This is a genomic window from Photobacterium sp. GJ3, from assembly GCF_018199995.1.
GTDB lineage: Bacteria > Pseudomonadota > Gammaproteobacteria > Enterobacterales > Vibrionaceae > Photobacterium.
The window spans coordinates 928,752-945,409 of sequence record NZ_CP073578.1; the positions used below are offsets into that span (position 1 = coordinate 928,752).

The following is a 16,658-nucleotide window of genomic DNA, read 5'->3' on the forward strand; positions in this document are numbered from 1 at the left end:
TTTGACGTTTTGATTCTGTTTTTGAGTCAGCTTGTTGAAGCTTGCGGCAGTTTCTTAACGACGTGATTCCGAAAGCACGCCATGCCAGCCCGGAGGGTCATGGCAAAGCCTGCTATCGGGATAACGCAAAAACTGAGCCAGTTTTCATTTGGCCGGAGATAAACAGCGAGCCCTGTATGGGTCTGATTAATATCGGCAATGTCACGTCTGACGCTTAGGAATGAGCGCGCTATCCTGGTGCAATGTGATCATTTTGGTGCAGGTTGGTGCGAGAACAAGGCATGGAAAAGTAAGGGAAAGAACGTCTGGGAAAGGGATGCAAATTGCAGAAGCAAATAGAAAAGACCAGCGCACTCAGTGGCTGGTCTTTTATGGTTAGCTCAAGCGAACACTCTAGACGATAAAACAGAGTCGCGTGTTCGGCTGCTAGTTTCTCGGTACCCGGGCGTCCAGCGCTTCGAGTTTCTTCAAAGCATCCTGCGTTATCAGGGTCTGATAACTGATGTTGCCCGCACTGAGGCTCGAGCCTTGCTGGAATGGATATTCAGGAATGGTTTTCAGGAACTCTACGACTTTTTGTTGTACCGGTACAAACAGCCACATGGTGTTTTCTGCATACCATTTCAGGTACATACCGGACTCCAGCGCGCCTTTTTGGTATGGGTCTGCCCGAAGGTTGATCACCAGAGGCCAGGCCGGTGTTTCTCGAACGGCAGTATTAATTCCCCCGGAAAGGGTCGCAAAGTGAATTTTCCAATCCCGCCAGCGAACGGCATTCAGTTCACCGGTTGCGCCAAAGTAGTAGATGCTGTCACGCGGACCCTGCTCCGTTTTACCTTCGAAGTAAGGCATAAAGTTATAGCCGTCTGCATGAATTTTGAACTCTTTGCCATTGGCGGTGTAGCCTTTTTTCAGCTTCTCGACCACGTCGGGTTCACCGGCTGCAGCCAGAAAGGTCGGCATCCAGTCTTCATGAGAAATGATGTCGTTATAAATCGTGCCAGGTTTTATCACATTTGGCCATTTCACCAGCAGAGGGACGCGCATTCCCCCTTCCCAGGTCGTCCCTTTTTCACCATGGAAGGGTGTGGTACCGCCATCAGGCCAGGAAATGGTTTCTGCACCGTTATCGGTTGAGTACATCACAATCGTGTTGTCGGCAATCTTCAGCTCATCAAGTTTGTCCAGCAGCGCACCGACCGTTTTATCATGTTCAACCATGCCATCAGGGTACAAACCCACGCCGGTCGTGCCGACAGATTCAGGTTTTAAGTGAGTCCATACGTGCATGCGAGTGGTATTAAACCAGATGAAGAAAGGCTTATCGCTCTTCACTGCGCGCTCCATGAAATCCAGCCCGGCTGACAGGAACTCTTCATCTGCGGTTTCCATCCGCTTACGTGTCAGTGGTCCGGTATCTTCAATTTTACCGTCAGCGGTGGATTTTAAGACGCCGCGAGGACCGTATTTTTTGCGAAACTCAGGATCTTTCGGGTAGTAGTAACCTTCGGGTTCCTCTTCTGCATTCAGGTGATACAGGTTCCCAAAGAATTCATCAAAACCGTGGTTCGTTGGCAGGTGCTTGTCTTGATCGCCCAGGTGGTTCTTACCAAACTGACCACTGACATACCCCTGCTCATGTAATAAATCTGCAATGGTTGGCGACCAGTCAGGAATGCCGTGATCAGAGCCCGGCATGCCTATGGTCAGTAATCCGGTGCGAAACGGGTGTTGACCTAAAATAAATGATGCTCTGCCTGCGGTACAGGATTGCTGGGCATAAGAGTCTGTGAACAATGCCCCTTCTTTTGCAATTGAATCAATGTTGGGTGTCTGATAACCCATAATGCCGTGATTGTATGCACTGACATTGTGAACCCCAATATCGTCACCCCATATGACTGAAGGCACGGCTTTCGCTGAAACAAACCCTTGATCACGCGCAAGAAGCAATTAATTACCTCTATACTTACGTTTTATTGTGACAGGAGCAGGGGCAGTATCGGGTCGCTTCCACTTTTATTTTCGGGTGTCTCGGCTGCTGAAGGGATCCGAAAATTCAGCAACGGATGCCGCTGGTTGAAGCGATGAATCGGCCCGACTCTGACCGGACGCAGGCAAAATTAGTCTGTATTGCTGCGCGATGAAGTTGATATCGGATCTGATAAGCGATCACAGGGGACAGGAGTGAATCACGTGAATGCTGCACAACAGGCAATGAATTTACTGCTGGAAAAAATTGATCAATCCGTGATCGGACAACATCATGTTGCCCGTTCGATTGTCATCGGTTTGATTACGAATGGCCATATCTTACTGGAAGGCTTGCCGGGCACAGCGAAGACCCGTTCAGTGAAAGCGCTTGCCGGTATGATGGACGCCAGATTTGGCCGAGTACAGTTCACACCGGATCTCTTACCTTCGGATGTGACAGGGACAGACATGTATCAGGAGGATAGCGAAGGCAAACCCCAGCTGACTTTTCAGGCAGGCCCCATTTTTAACAACATTCTGCTGGCCGATGAAATTAACCGTGCGCCAGCCAAGGTGCAGGCCGCTTTACTGGAAGCGATGGCAGAAGGGACGGTGACGGTCGGAGACAGCAGCCGGAAGCTTCCTGAACCTTTTATCGTGCTGGCAACGCAAAACCCGATTGAGCAGGAAGGGACTTATCCGCTGCCGGAAGCTCAGATAGACCGTTTCATGCTGAAAGTGACAGTTGATTATCCTGAAGATGACGCCGAGTTAGATATCGTGCGTTTGGTACGTGCGGAAGAAAAGTCACAGGGCAAAATGGCAGCGGAGCAAACCTCTGCGGATGCACGGATTGATCCGCAACTGGTCCTCGATGCCCGTAACCAGTTAGCTGATATCCATGTGTCTGAAGTTGTTGAGCGTTACATCGTCAATCTGGTGATGGCGACCCGTCATCCGGATCGTTACCCCGACACGAAACTGAGTGAGTGGATCGAAATCGGTTCCAGTCCGCGCGCTTCGATCGCGCTGGACAAGTGCGCGCGTGCCTGCGCCTGGCTGGCCGGACGCGATCATGTGGAGCCGGACGATGTACGGATGATGGCAAAACCGGTCCTGGGTCACCGGCTGAATCTGGGCTACAGTGCCGCTGCAGATGGGGTGACAAAGAATGAGGTTATTCAGGTATTACTCGATCATGTCCTGATTGGTTAGGAGTGTGGTTATGGCAGATCCGTTGCTGGATTCGCGCCTGTACTGCCATCCTGCCAGACTCGCGGATTTGCAGGTGCAGGCAGAGCAGTTGTCTTTACCGTCAATGTTGAAAATTCACAGTATTTTGTCCGGTCGTCACAGTGCCAATTTCCGCGGTCGGGGGCTGAACTTTGAAGAGTTGCGTCATTATCGGAAAGGCGACGACATTCGCCAGTTGGACTGGCGGGTGACGCTGCGCACTGGTGAGCCTTATGTGCGGGTGTATACCGAAGAGAAAGATCATCATGTGACTTTATGTGTTGATCAGCGTGCCAGTATGTTTTTTTCTTCTGTCGAGACCATGAAATCCGTGGTAGCGGCGGAAATCGCGGCTTTGATTGGCTGGTCTGTGGTCAAAAAAAATGATCGCGTCGGGCTGGCCATTTTCGGGGAAGATCGATTGACAGATCCAAGGCCAACACGGATGCAGTCAGGTTTTCTGGCTCAGCTTCACCAGCTTTGCGAAGTGAACCAGTCACTGAGTGTGGCTTCGGCTGCATCTGGGCAAAACCAGCTTGATGCCATGCTCACGCGGCTGATGGCGCGAAAAGAGCGGAATGCACTGGTGGTTATTCTCAGTGATTTTTACCAGTGTAATGCAGCCTGTATTCAAAAATTGCAGCACCTTCAGCGGCGCGGGCATGTCCTGTGTATTGCGATTAACGATCCGCTAGAGCAGTCTTTCTCTGCTGCGCAAGCCTGGGTGATGTCAGACGGAGACCTGCAGATGAATATCGAGCCAGGCGAAAAAAGCCAGGTCGTCGACAGGCATCTCACAGCCTTGTATCAGACCAGGAAAGAGACGCTGAGTAAAATCATGGCAATGAGGCACCTGCCTTTGATTGAGCTGGATACCTCAGGTGCGCATGTCCGCCATTTCCGGCAGGCGCTGGAGAATCGATGATGACGCAACCGGCGCCCCCTTCCTCTCATATCCTGAAAGATTTGACTGAGATCACTCTGCCAGAGGCTGTGGGTTGGTGGCCTCAGACGATCGGCTGGCAGATCTTAGGCATTCTGGCCCTGATATTCCTGTTGTTGTGGGGAGTTTACCGTTATCGCCTGTATCACTTTAACCGTTATCGTCGCGAAGCATTGCGGGCGATTACGACGCTAGAGCTCAGCCGCGGGCGGAGTCCGTCCCAGCCCGTGATGAGTGACTTATTTCTGGTGCTGAAAGTGACCGCTGCACATGTTCAGCCCGAACTGGCCTCCCATATGGACCGGCAGTTTTTGCGCTATCTGGACACCAGTGCTTCGCTGGCGGAAGGCTTTGATTCCCCGGTAGGGTTGGGTTGGCTCGACACTCTTGTGCAGCCTGAGACCACGCTCAGTGACCGCCAGATGCAGCAGTTACTGGCACTGGCTCATCGCTGGGTGATCCGACACAGAAACCCCAATCAGCCCAGACTGCTCTGGAGGGGGAGATGAATATTGAGCTGACCTATCCATGGGTGTTGTTGTTGCTACCGTTGCCGTTATTGGTGTATTGGCTGACGCCGGGCTACAAAACGCGCCGTACGGCGATCAAAGTGCCGTTTTTTGATGCTCTGGTTGAGGCGCTGGATGAGAAACCGGAGCGGGGGGCCAGTATTCTGCGTCCTGCTTTCTGGCAGCGCGCTTTGCTGGCCGTTTCCTGGGGGCTGGTGGTGCTGGCTCTGACCAAGCCTATGCAGCTGGGGAAACCGCAGCAACGTCAGGAATTTGGCCGTGATGTGATGGTCGCAGTCGATCTGTCTGACTCGATGAATACCGAAGATTTCACCTCGGACACCGGCGACAAACGGTCGCGCCTGAACGCAGCGAAGCAAGTGCTCGCCAATTTTGCGGAAAAACGGCAGGGCGACAGATTAGGGTTGATTCTTTTTGGTGACGCGGCTTTCGTCCAGGCGCCTTTTACTGCCGATCATCAGGCCTGGCTGGCATTACTCGATGAAGCACAAACACCCATGGCCGGTTTAAGTACCCATATGGGAGATGCGATTGGTCTGGCGATAAAGGTCTTGCTGGAAGGCGCCACGCAGCAAGGGGAAGCACAAAAAGCGAAGCTGGCGATCGTTTTAACCGATGGGAATGATACGGATAGCTATGTCGCCCCCGAGGATGCGGCCAAGCTGGCGAAAGCCCGCGGTGTGAAAATTCACATGATTGCTATGGGCGACCCGAAGACAGTCGGAGAGACCGCCATTGATATGGCGACGATGAACAGTGTCGCGGAAACGACAGGCGGGAAGGCGTTTCAGGCATTGAACAGCCGGGAGCTGAATCAGGCCTACGACACGATTAATGAACTGGAACCTCAGCTTTATCAAAGTACTTACTACCAGCCTAAGTTATCGCTGCATCCTTATTTACTGATGATTGTCAGCTGCTTGTATCTGGTGGCCTTCAGCCTTGCCACCTGGCAGCGCAGCCGGAAATCGCGGGAGGCAGCATGATGGATCTGTCAGACTTCACCCTAGTGTTGACCCAGTTCCGTTTCATACGTCCGGCGTGGTTATTGCTGCTGTTGCCCTTCGGTTATCTGTTTTACGTTCAGTGGCAGAGTCAGAATACGGAGACGCTGTGGCAGAAAAATCTTCCTGAACACTTGCGAGAAGCCTTAACTGTCGGGGGGCCGGCTGGCGCAGGCAATTACCGTTAATGATTCTGATGGCGATGTCTTTGCTGGTCGTGTTGGTGTGTGCCGGCCCGACCTGGAAAAAGCAGCCGTCCCCCTTTCATGAAGACAAAACGCCGCTGATTGTCCTGATGGATACCAGCCAGGCTATGTTGGAAAAGGATGTTGCACCGGATCGGCTCACTCGTGCCAAACAGAAAGTGGAAGACTTGCTGGCGATTCGGGCCGGGGGGGAGAATGCTCTGATTGCCTACGCCGCGACGGCGCATGTCGCGATGCCGCTGACGCGGGATATTGCGGTCTTCAAACCTATGCTTGAAGCCCTGTCGCCGCAAATTATGCCTAAGGAAGGAAAAAATGCGGCCTCAGCCATTTCACGGATCGGGCAGCTACTGCAGCGTCGTGATATTCCGGGCACAGTGCTACTGATCACCAATGATGTATCGGCCCAGAGTATCCGCCAATTCCATGACTACTTTTCCCAGCATCAACATCAGCTTCTGGTATTGGCTGCTGGGGATAACACCCGAACCAGCGATTTGCCACTCAACATGAATCACCTCAATGCGTTAGTTGATATGAGCAATGCAGATTTACATGTCCTGACGGTGGATGACACGGACGTGGCTTGGATCAAGCGCAAAGTTGAAAATCATGCGGCACTGAATGCCAGTACGCATCAACCATGGCAGGACATGGGTTATTACTTGTTGTTCCCTGTGGCATTGTTGCTGCTGCTTTGGTTCCGGCGGGGCTGGCTGGTTCAGTGGAGCGTGGCGGCACTGGCTGTCTTTACTCTGCTGGCAGTTCCTGAGCCGGCTTATGCTGAGAATGTGCATCAGGTGAATCCGGCCAGCGAGAATTCAGAAGCCTCTGAACCGGGTGTTGGCGAGCGGCTCAAGCAGTTTTGGCTGGATCTCTGGCTGACCCCGGATCAGCAGGGGCAGTGGTATTTCCGGCGGGGCGACTATCTCGAGGCGGCAGAACATTTTGCGGACCCGCATTGGAAAGGGGTCGCTTATTATTATGCGTCTCAGTTTCATGCTGCTCATACCGTTTTCATGCAAAGCAGTGAAGCGGTCATGCAGTTTAATGCTGCCAATGCGCTGGCCCATCAGCGAGAGTATGTTGCGGCGCGAAAACTGTTGCGGGAACTGATTAAGGCTTATCCGGATAATGCCGCTATGCAGCATAACCTGCAGGTGATCGAAGGGATTATCGAAGAAATTAACCAGTTCAGTGAAAGCCAGTCCGGCGGTGAAAACGCGAATGAAGGTTCCGTAGAATTGGGTGACGAGCCTCAGACGGCAGACGGCGTGGATGAGCAGACCAATACTCAGGCAATTATTCAGGACAAACTGACGGCTGAGCAATTGCTGGGGGATGAAGCGATTGCCAACAAATGGCTGGAGCGGGTAGAAGCGGATCCGAAAACGTTTCTGCGCTCTAAATTTTCCATTCAGTATCAACAGAGTCAGGAGCAATAAGTGATGCCGCGCGCTTTCATATTTATCCTGATGCTTCTGATAATGACGATGACTGCACCGCGGGTTCAGGCGGCGGAAGAAAGCAGCCACACGAACCGCGTACTGATTAAAAGCTGGTTAACAACTGCCAGTCAGAAAGAGGCGCGTCAGGTGGCTGTGAATGAAATGATCACCCTGCATATCGATCTGGCAACCCAGACCTGGTTTACCGCCGGCACCCGGATCGGCAAAATCACCGATCCCGGACTCATGACCTCGCAACGCAGCCTGAAAGCGGTGAACTATACCGAGCGGCAACAAGGGACAACCTGGTCTCATCAAAGCTGGGAAATTCCGGTTTTTGTGACCCAATCGGGCCAGTATGTCATTCAGCCGATTCCAGTAACCGTCGAAGTGTCGCTCTCTCCCGGACAGAATCAAACGGCCACCTTAATGACGTCTGAACTCCGTTTCTCGGCGTCATTGCCCTCACCAGCACTGACCGAACAGCGCCCCTGGTTTGCGGCATCGAAGGCGTCACTTGATCAGGCATGGCAGCAGAGTGCGGACACACTGCGTGCCGGAGACAGTATCAAGCGGCAGATCACACTTAAGGCAGAGAGTACGCTGGCAGCCTTGCTGCCGAACCCGTCTCAGCCTCTGTTTGATGACGCCTACCAGACTTACGTTTCCCCCAGTGAGCTGCAAGATAGCTACAATCGCGGTATGTATTCTGCAAGCAGAACCGAACAGGAAACCTACGTGCTTCAGGGTGGCGGTGAGATACATTTTCCGGCGATTGAGGTGCAGTGGTGGGACAGCCAAAACCAGCAACTCAATACACTGACGCTTGAAGGCAAAACCTTTACCGTGAAGCATACGCTGCAGTCCTGGTTGAAGTTTTACGCGCCCTGGCTGATTGCTTTGCTGGTACTGCTTACTCTGGCTTTGTTCGCCTTTCAGCTCGCCAAACGCTATTTTGCCCGTCATCCATTGCCATCACGTTATTTGCTCTGGCGGGCTGTCCGACATCAGGACTGGGCACAATGCCGCCAGCTGATTTATCAAAGACTCTATGAAAAGACGCAACTGAGTACGCTGGCTGATTTTTCTCAGGATGAGCAGTGGGTTGCTGACACCCAAAGATTGATGTCAGAACAGATTGACAGCCCGCTCGTCTGGTCGGTATGGCGGCAAATGACGCGCAGAGCAAAAGTGCAGAGCCAGTATCAGGTTCTGCTGCCATTACGTCAGCTGGCGCGTAGGTATCCGCATCCGTAAAGCGGATATCCGGGCGCGTGCGCTAAGTTTACAACGCCATCTCCATGAGATTTTTTTACGTCAGGTCAAACTAACCCACCCGTTGCTAAGGGGATTCGTATGATTAGAGCAACAAGGTTTTTGCTTTTACTATGGCTGCATGTCGCCATTGTACCTGCTGTATCTGCGGCGCCAGATCCACTTCCTTCCTGGAATGACACGGCAACCAAACAGCAGATAATACAGTTTGTTGAGCAGACGGCAGAAAGCAACTCTCCCCAATTTGTGCCTGTTCCTGAGCGGATTGCTGTTTTTGATAATGATGGTACTTTGTGGGCAGAACAGCCGGCTTATTTTCAGTTGCTCTATGCTGTTGATCAGGTCAAAGCACAGGCAGACAAACACCCGGAGTGGAAAACGGAAGAGCCTTTTGCCGCCATTCTGAAAGGTGATATGGAGGGGGTAAAAAAATCAGGCATGGCAGGTGTGATGAAGCTGGTGATGGCAACGCATGCCAATATGACGACGGATGAATTCTCGCAGCGCGTTGATCAATGGATGAAAACTGCGAAGCATCCGGTGACGAACAAGCTTTTCACCGATATGGTTTACCAGCCCATGCTGGAACTACTCAACTATCTGCGCAGTCAGGGGTACAAAACGTATATTGTTTCAGGCGGCGGTGTCGAGTTTATGCGAACCTGGGCTCCTGAGGTTTACGGCATTCCACCGGAGCAGATTATCGGTTCTACCATCAAGATCGAATACAAGCTGGTTGAGGGTAAGCCTGTCCTGACCCGCCTGCCAGAAATGGACTTTATCGATGATAAGGAAGGAAAACCCGTCAATATCCAGAAAATTATCGGCAGACGTCCTGTGATTGCTGCCGGGAATTCAGATGGCGACTTAGCCATGCTGCAATGGACCAAGGCAGGAGCCGGGCCACGGATGGCTGTACTGGTGCATCACACCGATGCTGAGCGGGAGTGGGCCTACGATAAAGAATCAGCGGTGGGTCGGTTGGAGAAAGCCTTGCCGGTTGCAGCAAAAGAGCAGTGGATTGTGATTGACATGAAGCAGGACTGGAAACGGGTTTTCCCTGAATCAACTTCTGATTGAAAGCTGTTTCAATCAAAAAACGCCAGTCCCGGGAGACTGGCGTTGTCGGACACGTGCACTGGGCTGATTAAGCTTTGTGCAAATGAACTTCTTCGTCTTTCTCACCGGCGCGTGGATCGTTAAAGCGCGCGATGTCCATTTCTTTTTCAGATTTACCGACGATACAAGTGACGACACTGTCGCCTGTAATGTTCACTGCGGTACGGATCATGTCCAGCAGACGGTCAACACCCATAATCATGGCAATGCCTTCCACCGGCAAACCCACCTGATTCAGCACCATCGCCAGCATGATCAGGCCGACTCCCGGTACACCTGCAGTGCCAACAGAAGCCAGAGTCGCTGTCATGATCACGGCCAGATAGTCGCCCATGGTCAGGTCCACATTAAACGCCTGCGCAATAAAGGCCGTTGCGACACCCTGCATGATTGCAGTGCCGTCCATATTAATCGTTGCGCCCAGCGGTACAGTGAATGAAGCAACTTTGTTGCTGACCCCCAGACGCTTGGTCGCCGTTTCCATGGTCACAGGAATGGTTGCGTTCGAAGATGCCGTTGAGAAAGCAAACATGATCGCATCTTCCATCTTCTTGAAGAACGTCAACGGACTCAGACCGGTGAACAGCTTCAGCATCAGGCCATAGGTGAGCAGGGCATGCAGGACCAGCGTGCCACTCACGACAGCAAAATAGCTCATCAGGCTTTCAATGGCGTCCAGTCCCAGAGTGGTGAACAGTTTTGCCATCAGGAAGAAAACACCGAAAGGGGCAATGTGCATCAGCAGTGCGACCAGCTTCATGATCACTTCATTCAGGTCATTAAAGACGCTGGCAATCCGCTCACCGGCTTTGCCAGCTGCGCTGATCGCAATACCGAACAGGATTGCAAACACGATGATCTGTAGGGTATTGCCCTGAGCCATTGAGTTAATCGGGTTGGTCGGGAACATGCCAATGATGACCTGACCCAGCGTCGGCGCTTCTTTCGCTTCAAACGCTGTTGCAGCACCCAGATCAGCACCTGCACCAGGCTGGACGATGGTCCCCATGGTCAGCGCCAGGGTAATGGCGATGGCGGTAGTGGTCAGATAGAAGGCCAGGGTTTTACCGCCTAAGCGGCCGAGTGTGCTGATGTCACTCAGTGTGCTGGTACCGCAGACCAGAGAGACAAAAACCAGCGGTACGACCAGCATTTTCAGGCTGGCAATAAAAATGGAGCCACCGACTTCAAACAAGCCATCGACGATATAGTCGTGTACAAAAGTGATATCTGCCAGAAACTCGCGAATCACGAATCCGGTCATTATCCCTAAAATCATACCGATGATGATCCGGGCGGTCAGGGATAGTTTTTTAGGTTGGGTTTTCATGAAAGAACACTCCTTATTATTTTATATCCAAGTGGTTTGGTAGAGTGCTGGCAGCGATGTTGCTTCGTGAACGGGCTCTGATAGGGGAGCTTGCTAGTTCTTCATGCTTGAATCGGTGCTGCGATGCGATGCAATGAGGGTTTCATCGCACCCGTACACAGCATGGGTGTCATCTTGCTGAGTCAGCATCCTGAAGCCACTTGGGTATGATTGCTCTGTTCTTTGATCCTCAGAGCGCGGAGCAGATTACCAGTTCCGCTGGCGAAGTTGCGATGTAAAATCAATGCCATGATTTAAATCTTGTCTGAGATCACATTTTACTGAGCTATTTGTTATCAATAAACCATATTGGTTAACAAACCAGAAACGCTTTGGTTGCTTTATATACTGATATAGCAAGCATTTTTTAGTGATATCGTCTGACCTTTGGGATACAGGCAGACTTTATACGCGTCTGGATACGTCGTCAGGTGAGGTGGGCGTGAAAAAGTGCTGAGTGTGTCCGATACATACAGACATAAAAAAAGGAGCTTTCGCTCCTTTTTCAGATGAGAGGTTCAGGCTGTCCAGCCGATGGGTTACATCACACGCATACCCGGTTGTGCACCGTCATGCGGTTCAAGCAGCCACAGATCTTTACCGCCAGGGCCAGCGGCCAGAATCATGCCTTCGGACATCCCGAATTTCATTTTCCGCGGTTTCAGGTTGGCGACGACCACGGTGAGTTTACCGACCAGATCTTCCGGATTGTATGCTGACTTAATGCCAGAGAACACCTGACGGGTTTCCCCGCCGATATCCAGCTGGAATTTCAGCAGCTTGTCTGCTTTTGGCACAGATTCACAGCTGATGATTTTCGCAATACGCAGATCCACTTTCGCAAAGTCATCAAATTCGATTTCATCTGCAATCGGCTCTTCAACGAATGGCCCGGCAGCAGGTTTGGCAACCGCTGCTTTTTCGGCGGCAGCATCTTCTTTAGAGGCTTCCACCATGGCTTCAATATGTTTGCCGTCGATACGGTTGAACAGGGCCTTGAACTTAGAAATCTCATGTCCCGTCAGCGGTTGTGCAATGCCTTCCCAGGTGAGTGTTTCGTTCAGGAAAGCTTCGACACGTTCAGCCAGTTTCGGCATCACAGGCTTCAGGTAGGTCATCAGCACGCGGAACAGGTTCAGGCCCACAGAGCAGATCGCTTGCAGTTCTGCGTCTTTGCCTTCTTCCTTGGCGACGACCCAAGGTGCTTTTTCGTCAACATACTGGTTCGCTTTGTCAGCCAGCGCTGTGATTTCACGAATCGCACGGCCAAATTCACGGCTCTCATACAAGTCTGCGATACGGTCTGCGGCTGCGACAAATTCCTGATACAGCGCAGGTTCGGCAAAAGTATCCGCCAGTTTGCCGTCGAAACGTTTGGTGATGAAGCCAGCGTTTCGGGAAGCCAGGTTGACGATCTTGTTCACCACATCGCTGTTCACACGCTGACTGAAATCTTCCAGATTCAGATCCAGATCATCAATGCGGCTGTTGAGCTTCGCTGCGTAGTAATAGCGCAGGCATTCAGGATCCAGATGATTAAGGTAGGTACTCGCTTTCACGAACGTGCCCTTGGATTTCGACATCTTGGCACCGTTGACGGTGACATAGCCGTGTACAAAAACATTGCTCGGCTTACGCAGACCCGCACCTTCCAGCATCGCTGGCCAGAACAGACTGTGGAAGTAAACAATGTCTTTACCGATGAAGTGATACAGCTCGGTTTGGCTGTCTTTCTGCCAGAACTCATCAAAGTTCAGGTCGTCGCGCTTGTCACACAGGTTTTTGAATGAGCCCATGTAGCCGATCGGCGCGTCCAGCCAAACGTAGAAGTATTTGCCGGTTTCACCCGGAATTTCAAAGCCGAAGTAAGGCGCGTCACGGGAGATATCCCACTGTTGCAGGCCGCCATCGAACCATTCCTGCATTTTATTGGCTGTTTCTTCCTGCAGCGCACCGGATTTGGTCCAGCTTTGCAGCATGGTTTCAAACTGGGGCAGATCAAAGAAGAAGTGTACCGAGTCTTTCATGATCGGTGTTGCGCCAGAGACCGCAGATTTCGGGTGAATCAGATCGGTCGGGCTGTAAGTTTCGCCACAGTTGTCACAGTTGTCACCGTACTGATCTTCTGCCTTACATTTCGGGCAGGTGCCTTTTACGAAACGATCCGGCAGGAACATTTCTTTTTCCGGGTCGAACAGCTGAGAAATGGTGCGGCTGGTAATAAAGCCGTTTTTCTTCAGTTCGGTATAAATAAATGCAGACAGTTCGCGGTTCTCTTCGGAATGCGTACTGTGATAGTTATCGAAACTGATATCGAAGCCAGCAAAATCCGCCTGGTGCTCTTTGCTCACTTCGGCAATCATCTGCTCTGGCTCCATTCCCATCTGTTGGGCCTTCAGCATGATTGGTGTGCCGTGTGCGTCGTCTGCACAGATGAAGTGAACTTCGTTGCCGCGAAGGCGCTGATAGCGCACCCAGATATCCGCCTGGATATGCTCAAGCATGTGGCCAAGGTGGATAGAACCGTTTGCGTACGGCAGGGCGCAGGTCACCAGAATTTTTCTTGGGTTTGCAGCCATATTTTCTCTATTCGCTCATGATGGGTAAAAAAGATGATAAGCCTTGAATACTACCCCAAGGCCGATGGGATTCATAGTCTGACAAGTGGCGCCGTCCGGGATGGAAAGTGTTAGGATAAATGCAGCGTATATCATTGAACGGAGCAGGTAATTCCAATGGCCAATATTTCTGCAGCAGGTCCATTCGAGAGTCAGGCCGCTGTTTGCGCGTGGCTGAATCAGTTTTCCCACCCTTGGCTGCAACATGAATGGGCTGATACCCCTGGCATCGTCCAATGGCAGCAGGACACCACGCAATTGAAAATCACGATTCCTTTTGCTGCCGCATCGCTGGCGGAGACACTGGCTGACTGGATTGCGGATCAGCAAGCCCGGCAGTTGGTCCCTCAGCTGAGTGCTGACATTGCCGTGCGGGTGTCGCCGCTGGCTGCGGGTGACAAGCCCTTGCTGAAAGGCGTGAAGAATGTGCTGGTGGTCAGTTCAGCGAAAGGCGGGGTTGGGAAATCGACCACGGCCGTGAATCTGGCGCTCGGCTTAAAGGCGCTGGGCGCGAAAGTCGGGTTGCTGGATGCAGATATCTATGGCCCCTCAGTCCCTTTAATGCTGGGCGCGGCGGACGAAAAACCGACATCGCCGGACGGGAAACTGATGTCGCCCGTGGAGGCTCATGGCCTTTATACAAACTCAGTGGGTTATCTGGTGCCAGCCGAGAATGCGACTGTGTGGCGTGGCCCGATGGCATCCAAAGCCTTGTCGCAGATTGTCAACGAAACCCTGTGGCCGGATCTGGATTATCTGGTGGTGGACATGCCACCGGGCACCGGGGATATCCAGCTCACGATGTCACAGCAGATGCCAGTCACCGGCGCCGTTGTGATTACGACGCCCCAGGATCTTGCGCTGGCGGATGCAATTAAAGGCGTGAATATGTTCCAGAAAGTGCATGTTCCTGTGGTCGGTGTGGTCGAGAACATGAGCTATCACATTTGCAGCCAGTGCGGGCATCATGAAGCAATTTTCGGCACAGGGGGGGCAGAGAAAATGGCGCGTGACTATGCCGTTCCCTTGCTGGCCCAACTGCCGCTTCACATTCGGATTCGGGAAGATATTGATCAGGGAGCGCCGACCGTCGCCGCTGCGCCAGACAGTGAACATGCGCAGGCTTATCTTGAACTGGCAGGCCGGGTCGCCAGCCGACTCTATTGGTATGGGCAACCTGTGGCAGAACAAATCCGTATCACGACCTTATAAATGCAGCTGATTTAACTGTTTTTGGCTGGGGTGTCGTTGCATTTACACAACGTATTGCGATTAAGATCGCATTTACTCTGGCATCCCAGCCATCAACTCCTTATAATCAGGCGGTTTATTTTTTACTTGCAGTATAGTGCTGGCAAAAATTGTCCGGTATTAACCGACTTGAGTAAAAGACCCGCTAGATAATCTTACAGGTGCTTTCTGATATGTCTGAACATTCACACCAGTGCGTTATTATCGGGATTGCAGGTGCCTCTGCATCCGGTAAGAGCCTGATCGCCAGAACCGTATACCATGAGTTGAAAGAAAAAGTGGGCGATCAACAGATCGGTGTTATTACGGAAGATTGCTACTATAACGATCAAAGTCACCTGAGCATGGAAGAGCGGGTCAAAACGAATTACGATCACCCCAATGCATTGGATCACGACTTGCTGTGCGATCATCTGGAAACACTGATCCGTGGCGAAGCCGTTGAAGTACCGCAATACAGCTACAGTGAACACACCCGTATGCAGCAAACCACCACACTGACCCCGAAAAAGGTGATCATTTTGGAAGGGATTCTGCTGCTGACTGACCCGCGCCTGCGCAATCTGATGCATGCGACTGTCTTTATGGACACCCCGCTGGATATCTGTTTACTGCGCCGCCTGCAGCGGGATGTCGCTGAGCGTGGCCGCACCATGGAATCTGTACTGCAGCAGTATCAGAAAACGGTTCGTCCGATGTTCATGCAGTTTATTGAACCTTCTAAGCAATATGCGGACATTATTGTACCTCGCGGCGGTAAAAACCGAATTGCCATTGATGTGCTCAAAGCACACATCGCCCGGCTGCTGAAAGCTTAATGATTCCAAAAGGCTGACTGAGATCAGCCTTTTTTGTCTCTTTTTCTGGTGGTTCAGCAGAAAGCGCGACCCAGCTTCAGCGAACCGCCTGAAAGATAGACGGACCGGGTGCTGCTGGTTATAGTGTCGGCAAAGCAGGCGTTCCGCCTGAGATTTGTAAAGATTTTGATTTTCGCCCTGGAGATAATCCGCAACATGAGACTCTGTGACAAGGATATCAAGACTTATCTTGATGAAGGTAAAATCAGTATTGAACCACGTCCGTCAAATGATGTGATCAGTGGTTTGACTGTCGATGTAACGCTGGGCAATAAGTTCCGGATTTTTAATGATCATGGTGCGCCATACATCGACTTGTCCGGAAAAAAAGAAGATGTTGCTACCCAGCTTGAAAAAGTCATGAGTGATGAAATTGAAGTGAACGATGGCGATGCGTTTTTTCTGCATCCGGGCCAACTGGCACTGGCTGTCACTCATGAATCGGTGACGCTGCCGGACAATATTGTCGGCTGGCTGGACGGTCGTTCATCACTGGCCCGTCTGGGGCTGATGGTTCATGTAACCGCCCACCGGATTGATCCGGGCTGGGAAGGCCGGATTGTACTGGAATTTTACAACAGTGGTCGTTTGCCGCTGGCTTTACGTCCGCATATGCCGATTGGCGCACTGAGTTTTGAGATTCTGTCGGGCTCGGCGGAGAAGCCGTATAACAAGCGAGCGAACGCGAAATATAAGAATCAGCAGGGCGCAGTCGCCAGCCGAATCAACGAAGACGAGAAAAAACACAGCTGAGTTTGTAAAATTAGCTTTAAATCGCATCCAGTTTTATCAGGCCACCTTAACGGTGGCCTGATTTTTTGCTTTAATGAA

14 protein-coding genes are annotated in these 16,658 nt (G+C 51.8%); 11 read left to right on the forward strand and 3 right to left on the reverse strand.

What is annotated here, in order from left to right; genetic code table 11:
• Positions 1-426 precede the first annotated feature (426 nt).
• Positions 427-1,953, reverse strand: coding sequence for an arylsulfatase (locus KDD30_RS04190; protein WP_249199192.1), 1,527 nt, complete (start codon positions 1,951-1,953; stop codon positions 427-429).
• Between the two features lie 243 nt (positions 1,954-2,196).
• Between KDD30_RS04190 and KDD30_RS04195 the strand changes: the two genes are divergently transcribed.
• The 8 genes from KDD30_RS04195 to KDD30_RS04225 all read left to right on the forward strand — a co-directional run bounded on the left by KDD30_RS04195 (position 2,197) and on the right by KDD30_RS04225 (position 9,693).
• Entirely contained in the window at positions 2,197-3,189 is a 993-nt protein-coding gene (locus KDD30_RS04195; RefSeq protein WP_211647533.1) for a MoxR family ATPase, read from the forward strand.
• A 10-nt stretch (positions 3,190-3,199) separates the two neighbouring features.
• A complete protein-coding gene (locus tag KDD30_RS04200) occupies positions 3,200-4,132 on the forward strand; it encodes a DUF58 domain-containing protein (RefSeq protein WP_211647534.1) in 933 nt (310 codons plus the stop codon).
• On the forward strand, positions 4,129-4,659 hold the full coding sequence (locus KDD30_RS04205; protein ID WP_211647535.1) for a DUF4381 domain-containing protein: 531 nt from the start codon (positions 4,129-4,131) through the stop codon (positions 4,657-4,659). The genes KDD30_RS04200 and KDD30_RS04205 overlap by 4 nt, the downstream gene beginning before the upstream one ends.
• On the forward strand, positions 4,656-5,666 hold the full coding sequence (locus KDD30_RS04210; protein WP_211647536.1) for a VWA domain-containing protein: 1,011 nt from the start codon (positions 4,656-4,658) through the stop codon (positions 5,664-5,666). Before KDD30_RS04205 ends, KDD30_RS04210 begins: the two co-directional genes overlap by 4 nt.
• Complete coding sequence (locus KDD30_RS24455; protein WP_249199193.1) at positions 5,663-5,872, forward strand: hypothetical protein; 210 nt, start codon at positions 5,663-5,665, stop codon at positions 5,870-5,872. The genes KDD30_RS04210 and KDD30_RS24455 overlap by 4 nt, the downstream gene beginning before the upstream one ends.
• Before the next feature lie 8 nt (positions 5,873-5,880).
• Positions 5,881-7,335, forward strand: a complete 1,455-nt coding sequence (locus tag KDD30_RS04215; RefSeq protein ID WP_249199194.1) for a VWA domain-containing protein — start codon at positions 5,881-5,883, stop codon at positions 7,333-7,335.
• Positions 7,336-7,377: 42 nt separating this feature from the next.
• On the forward strand, positions 7,378-8,595 hold the full coding sequence (locus KDD30_RS04220; RefSeq protein WP_211647537.1) for a BatD family protein: 1,218 nt from the start codon (positions 7,378-7,380) through the stop codon (positions 8,593-8,595).
• A gap of 99 nt (positions 8,596-8,694) precedes the next feature.
• Positions 8,695-9,693, forward strand: coding sequence for an HAD family phosphatase (locus KDD30_RS04225; protein ID WP_211647538.1), 999 nt, complete (start codon positions 8,695-8,697; stop codon positions 9,691-9,693).
• 67 nt (positions 9,694-9,760) lie between these two features.
• Here the strand turns inward: KDD30_RS04225 and KDD30_RS04230 are convergent, their stop codons facing one another.
• Both KDD30_RS04230 and metG read right to left on the reverse strand, forming a co-directional pair.
• A complete protein-coding gene (locus KDD30_RS04230) occupies positions 9,761-11,062 on the reverse strand; it encodes a dicarboxylate/amino acid:cation symporter (RefSeq protein WP_211647539.1) in 1,302 nt (433 codons plus the stop codon).
• A 578-nt stretch (positions 11,063-11,640) separates the two neighbouring features.
• Positions 11,641-13,680 carry a methionine--tRNA ligase gene (gene metG, locus KDD30_RS04235; RefSeq protein ID WP_211647540.1) on the reverse strand — a complete coding sequence of 680 codons (2,040 nt, stop codon included), beginning with the start codon at positions 13,678-13,680 and terminating at the stop codon, positions 11,641-11,643.
• 156 nt (positions 13,681-13,836) lie between these two features.
• Between metG and apbC the strand changes: the two genes are divergently transcribed.
• The 3 genes from apbC (at position 13,837) to dcd (ending at position 16,580) form a co-directional block, all read left to right on the forward strand.
• Complete coding sequence (apbC, locus tag KDD30_RS04240) at positions 13,837-14,931, forward strand: iron-sulfur cluster carrier protein ApbC (RefSeq protein WP_211647541.1); 1,095 nt, start codon at positions 13,837-13,839, stop codon at positions 14,929-14,931.
• A gap of 212 nt (positions 14,932-15,143) precedes the next feature.
• Positions 15,144-15,788 (forward strand): uridine kinase, encoded by a 645-nt coding sequence (gene udk, locus KDD30_RS04245; RefSeq protein ID WP_211647542.1) that lies wholly within the window; start codon positions 15,144-15,146, stop codon positions 15,786-15,788.
• A gap of 195 nt (positions 15,789-15,983) precedes the next feature.
• The gene (gene dcd / locus KDD30_RS04250; protein WP_211647543.1) at positions 15,984-16,580 is read left to right on the forward strand and encodes a dCTP deaminase; all 597 of its coding nucleotides are present in this window, start codon (positions 15,984-15,986) and stop codon (positions 16,578-16,580) included.
• The last annotated feature ends 78 nt before the right edge of the window (positions 16,581-16,658 follow it).

Bases quoted from the DNA above. Each gene is read 5' to 3' on its own strand.
- KDD30_RS04200 (WP_211647534.1), top strand. From the start codon at position 3,200: ATGGCAGATCCGTTGCTGGATTCGCGCCTGTACTGCCATCCTGCCAGA.
- KDD30_RS04205 (WP_211647535.1), top strand. From the start codon at position 4,129: ATGATGACGCAACCGGCGCCCCCTTCCTCTCATATCCTGAAAGATTTG.
- KDD30_RS04210 (WP_211647536.1), top strand. From the start codon at position 4,656: ATGAATATTGAGCTGACCTATCCATGGGTGTTGTTGTTGCTACCGTTG.
- KDD30_RS24455 (WP_249199193.1), top strand. From the start codon at position 5,663: ATGATGGATCTGTCAGACTTCACCCTAGTGTTGACCCAGTTCCGTTTC.
- KDD30_RS04215 (WP_249199194.1), top strand. From the start codon at position 5,881: ATGGCGATGTCTTTGCTGGTCGTGTTGGTGTGTGCCGGCCCGACCTGG.
- KDD30_RS04220 (WP_211647537.1), top strand. From the start codon at position 7,378: ATGACGATGACTGCACCGCGGGTTCAGGCGGCGGAAGAAAGCAGCCAC.
- KDD30_RS04225 (WP_211647538.1), top strand. From the start codon at position 8,695: ATGATTAGAGCAACAAGGTTTTTGCTTTTACTATGGCTGCATGTCGCC.
- KDD30_RS04230 (WP_211647539.1), bottom strand. From the start codon at position 11,062: ATGAAAACCCAACCTAAAAAACTATCCCTGACCGCCCGGATCATCATC.
- metG (WP_211647540.1), bottom strand. From the start codon at position 13,680: ATGGCTGCAAACCCAAGAAAAATTCTGGTGACCTGCGCCCTGCCGTAC.
- apbC (WP_211647541.1), top strand. From the start codon at position 13,837: ATGGCCAATATTTCTGCAGCAGGTCCATTCGAGAGTCAGGCCGCTGTT.
- udk (WP_211647542.1), top strand. From the start codon at position 15,144: ATGTCTGAACATTCACACCAGTGCGTTATTATCGGGATTGCAGGTGCC.
- dcd (WP_211647543.1), top strand. From the start codon at position 15,984: ATGAGACTCTGTGACAAGGATATCAAGACTTATCTTGATGAAGGTAAA.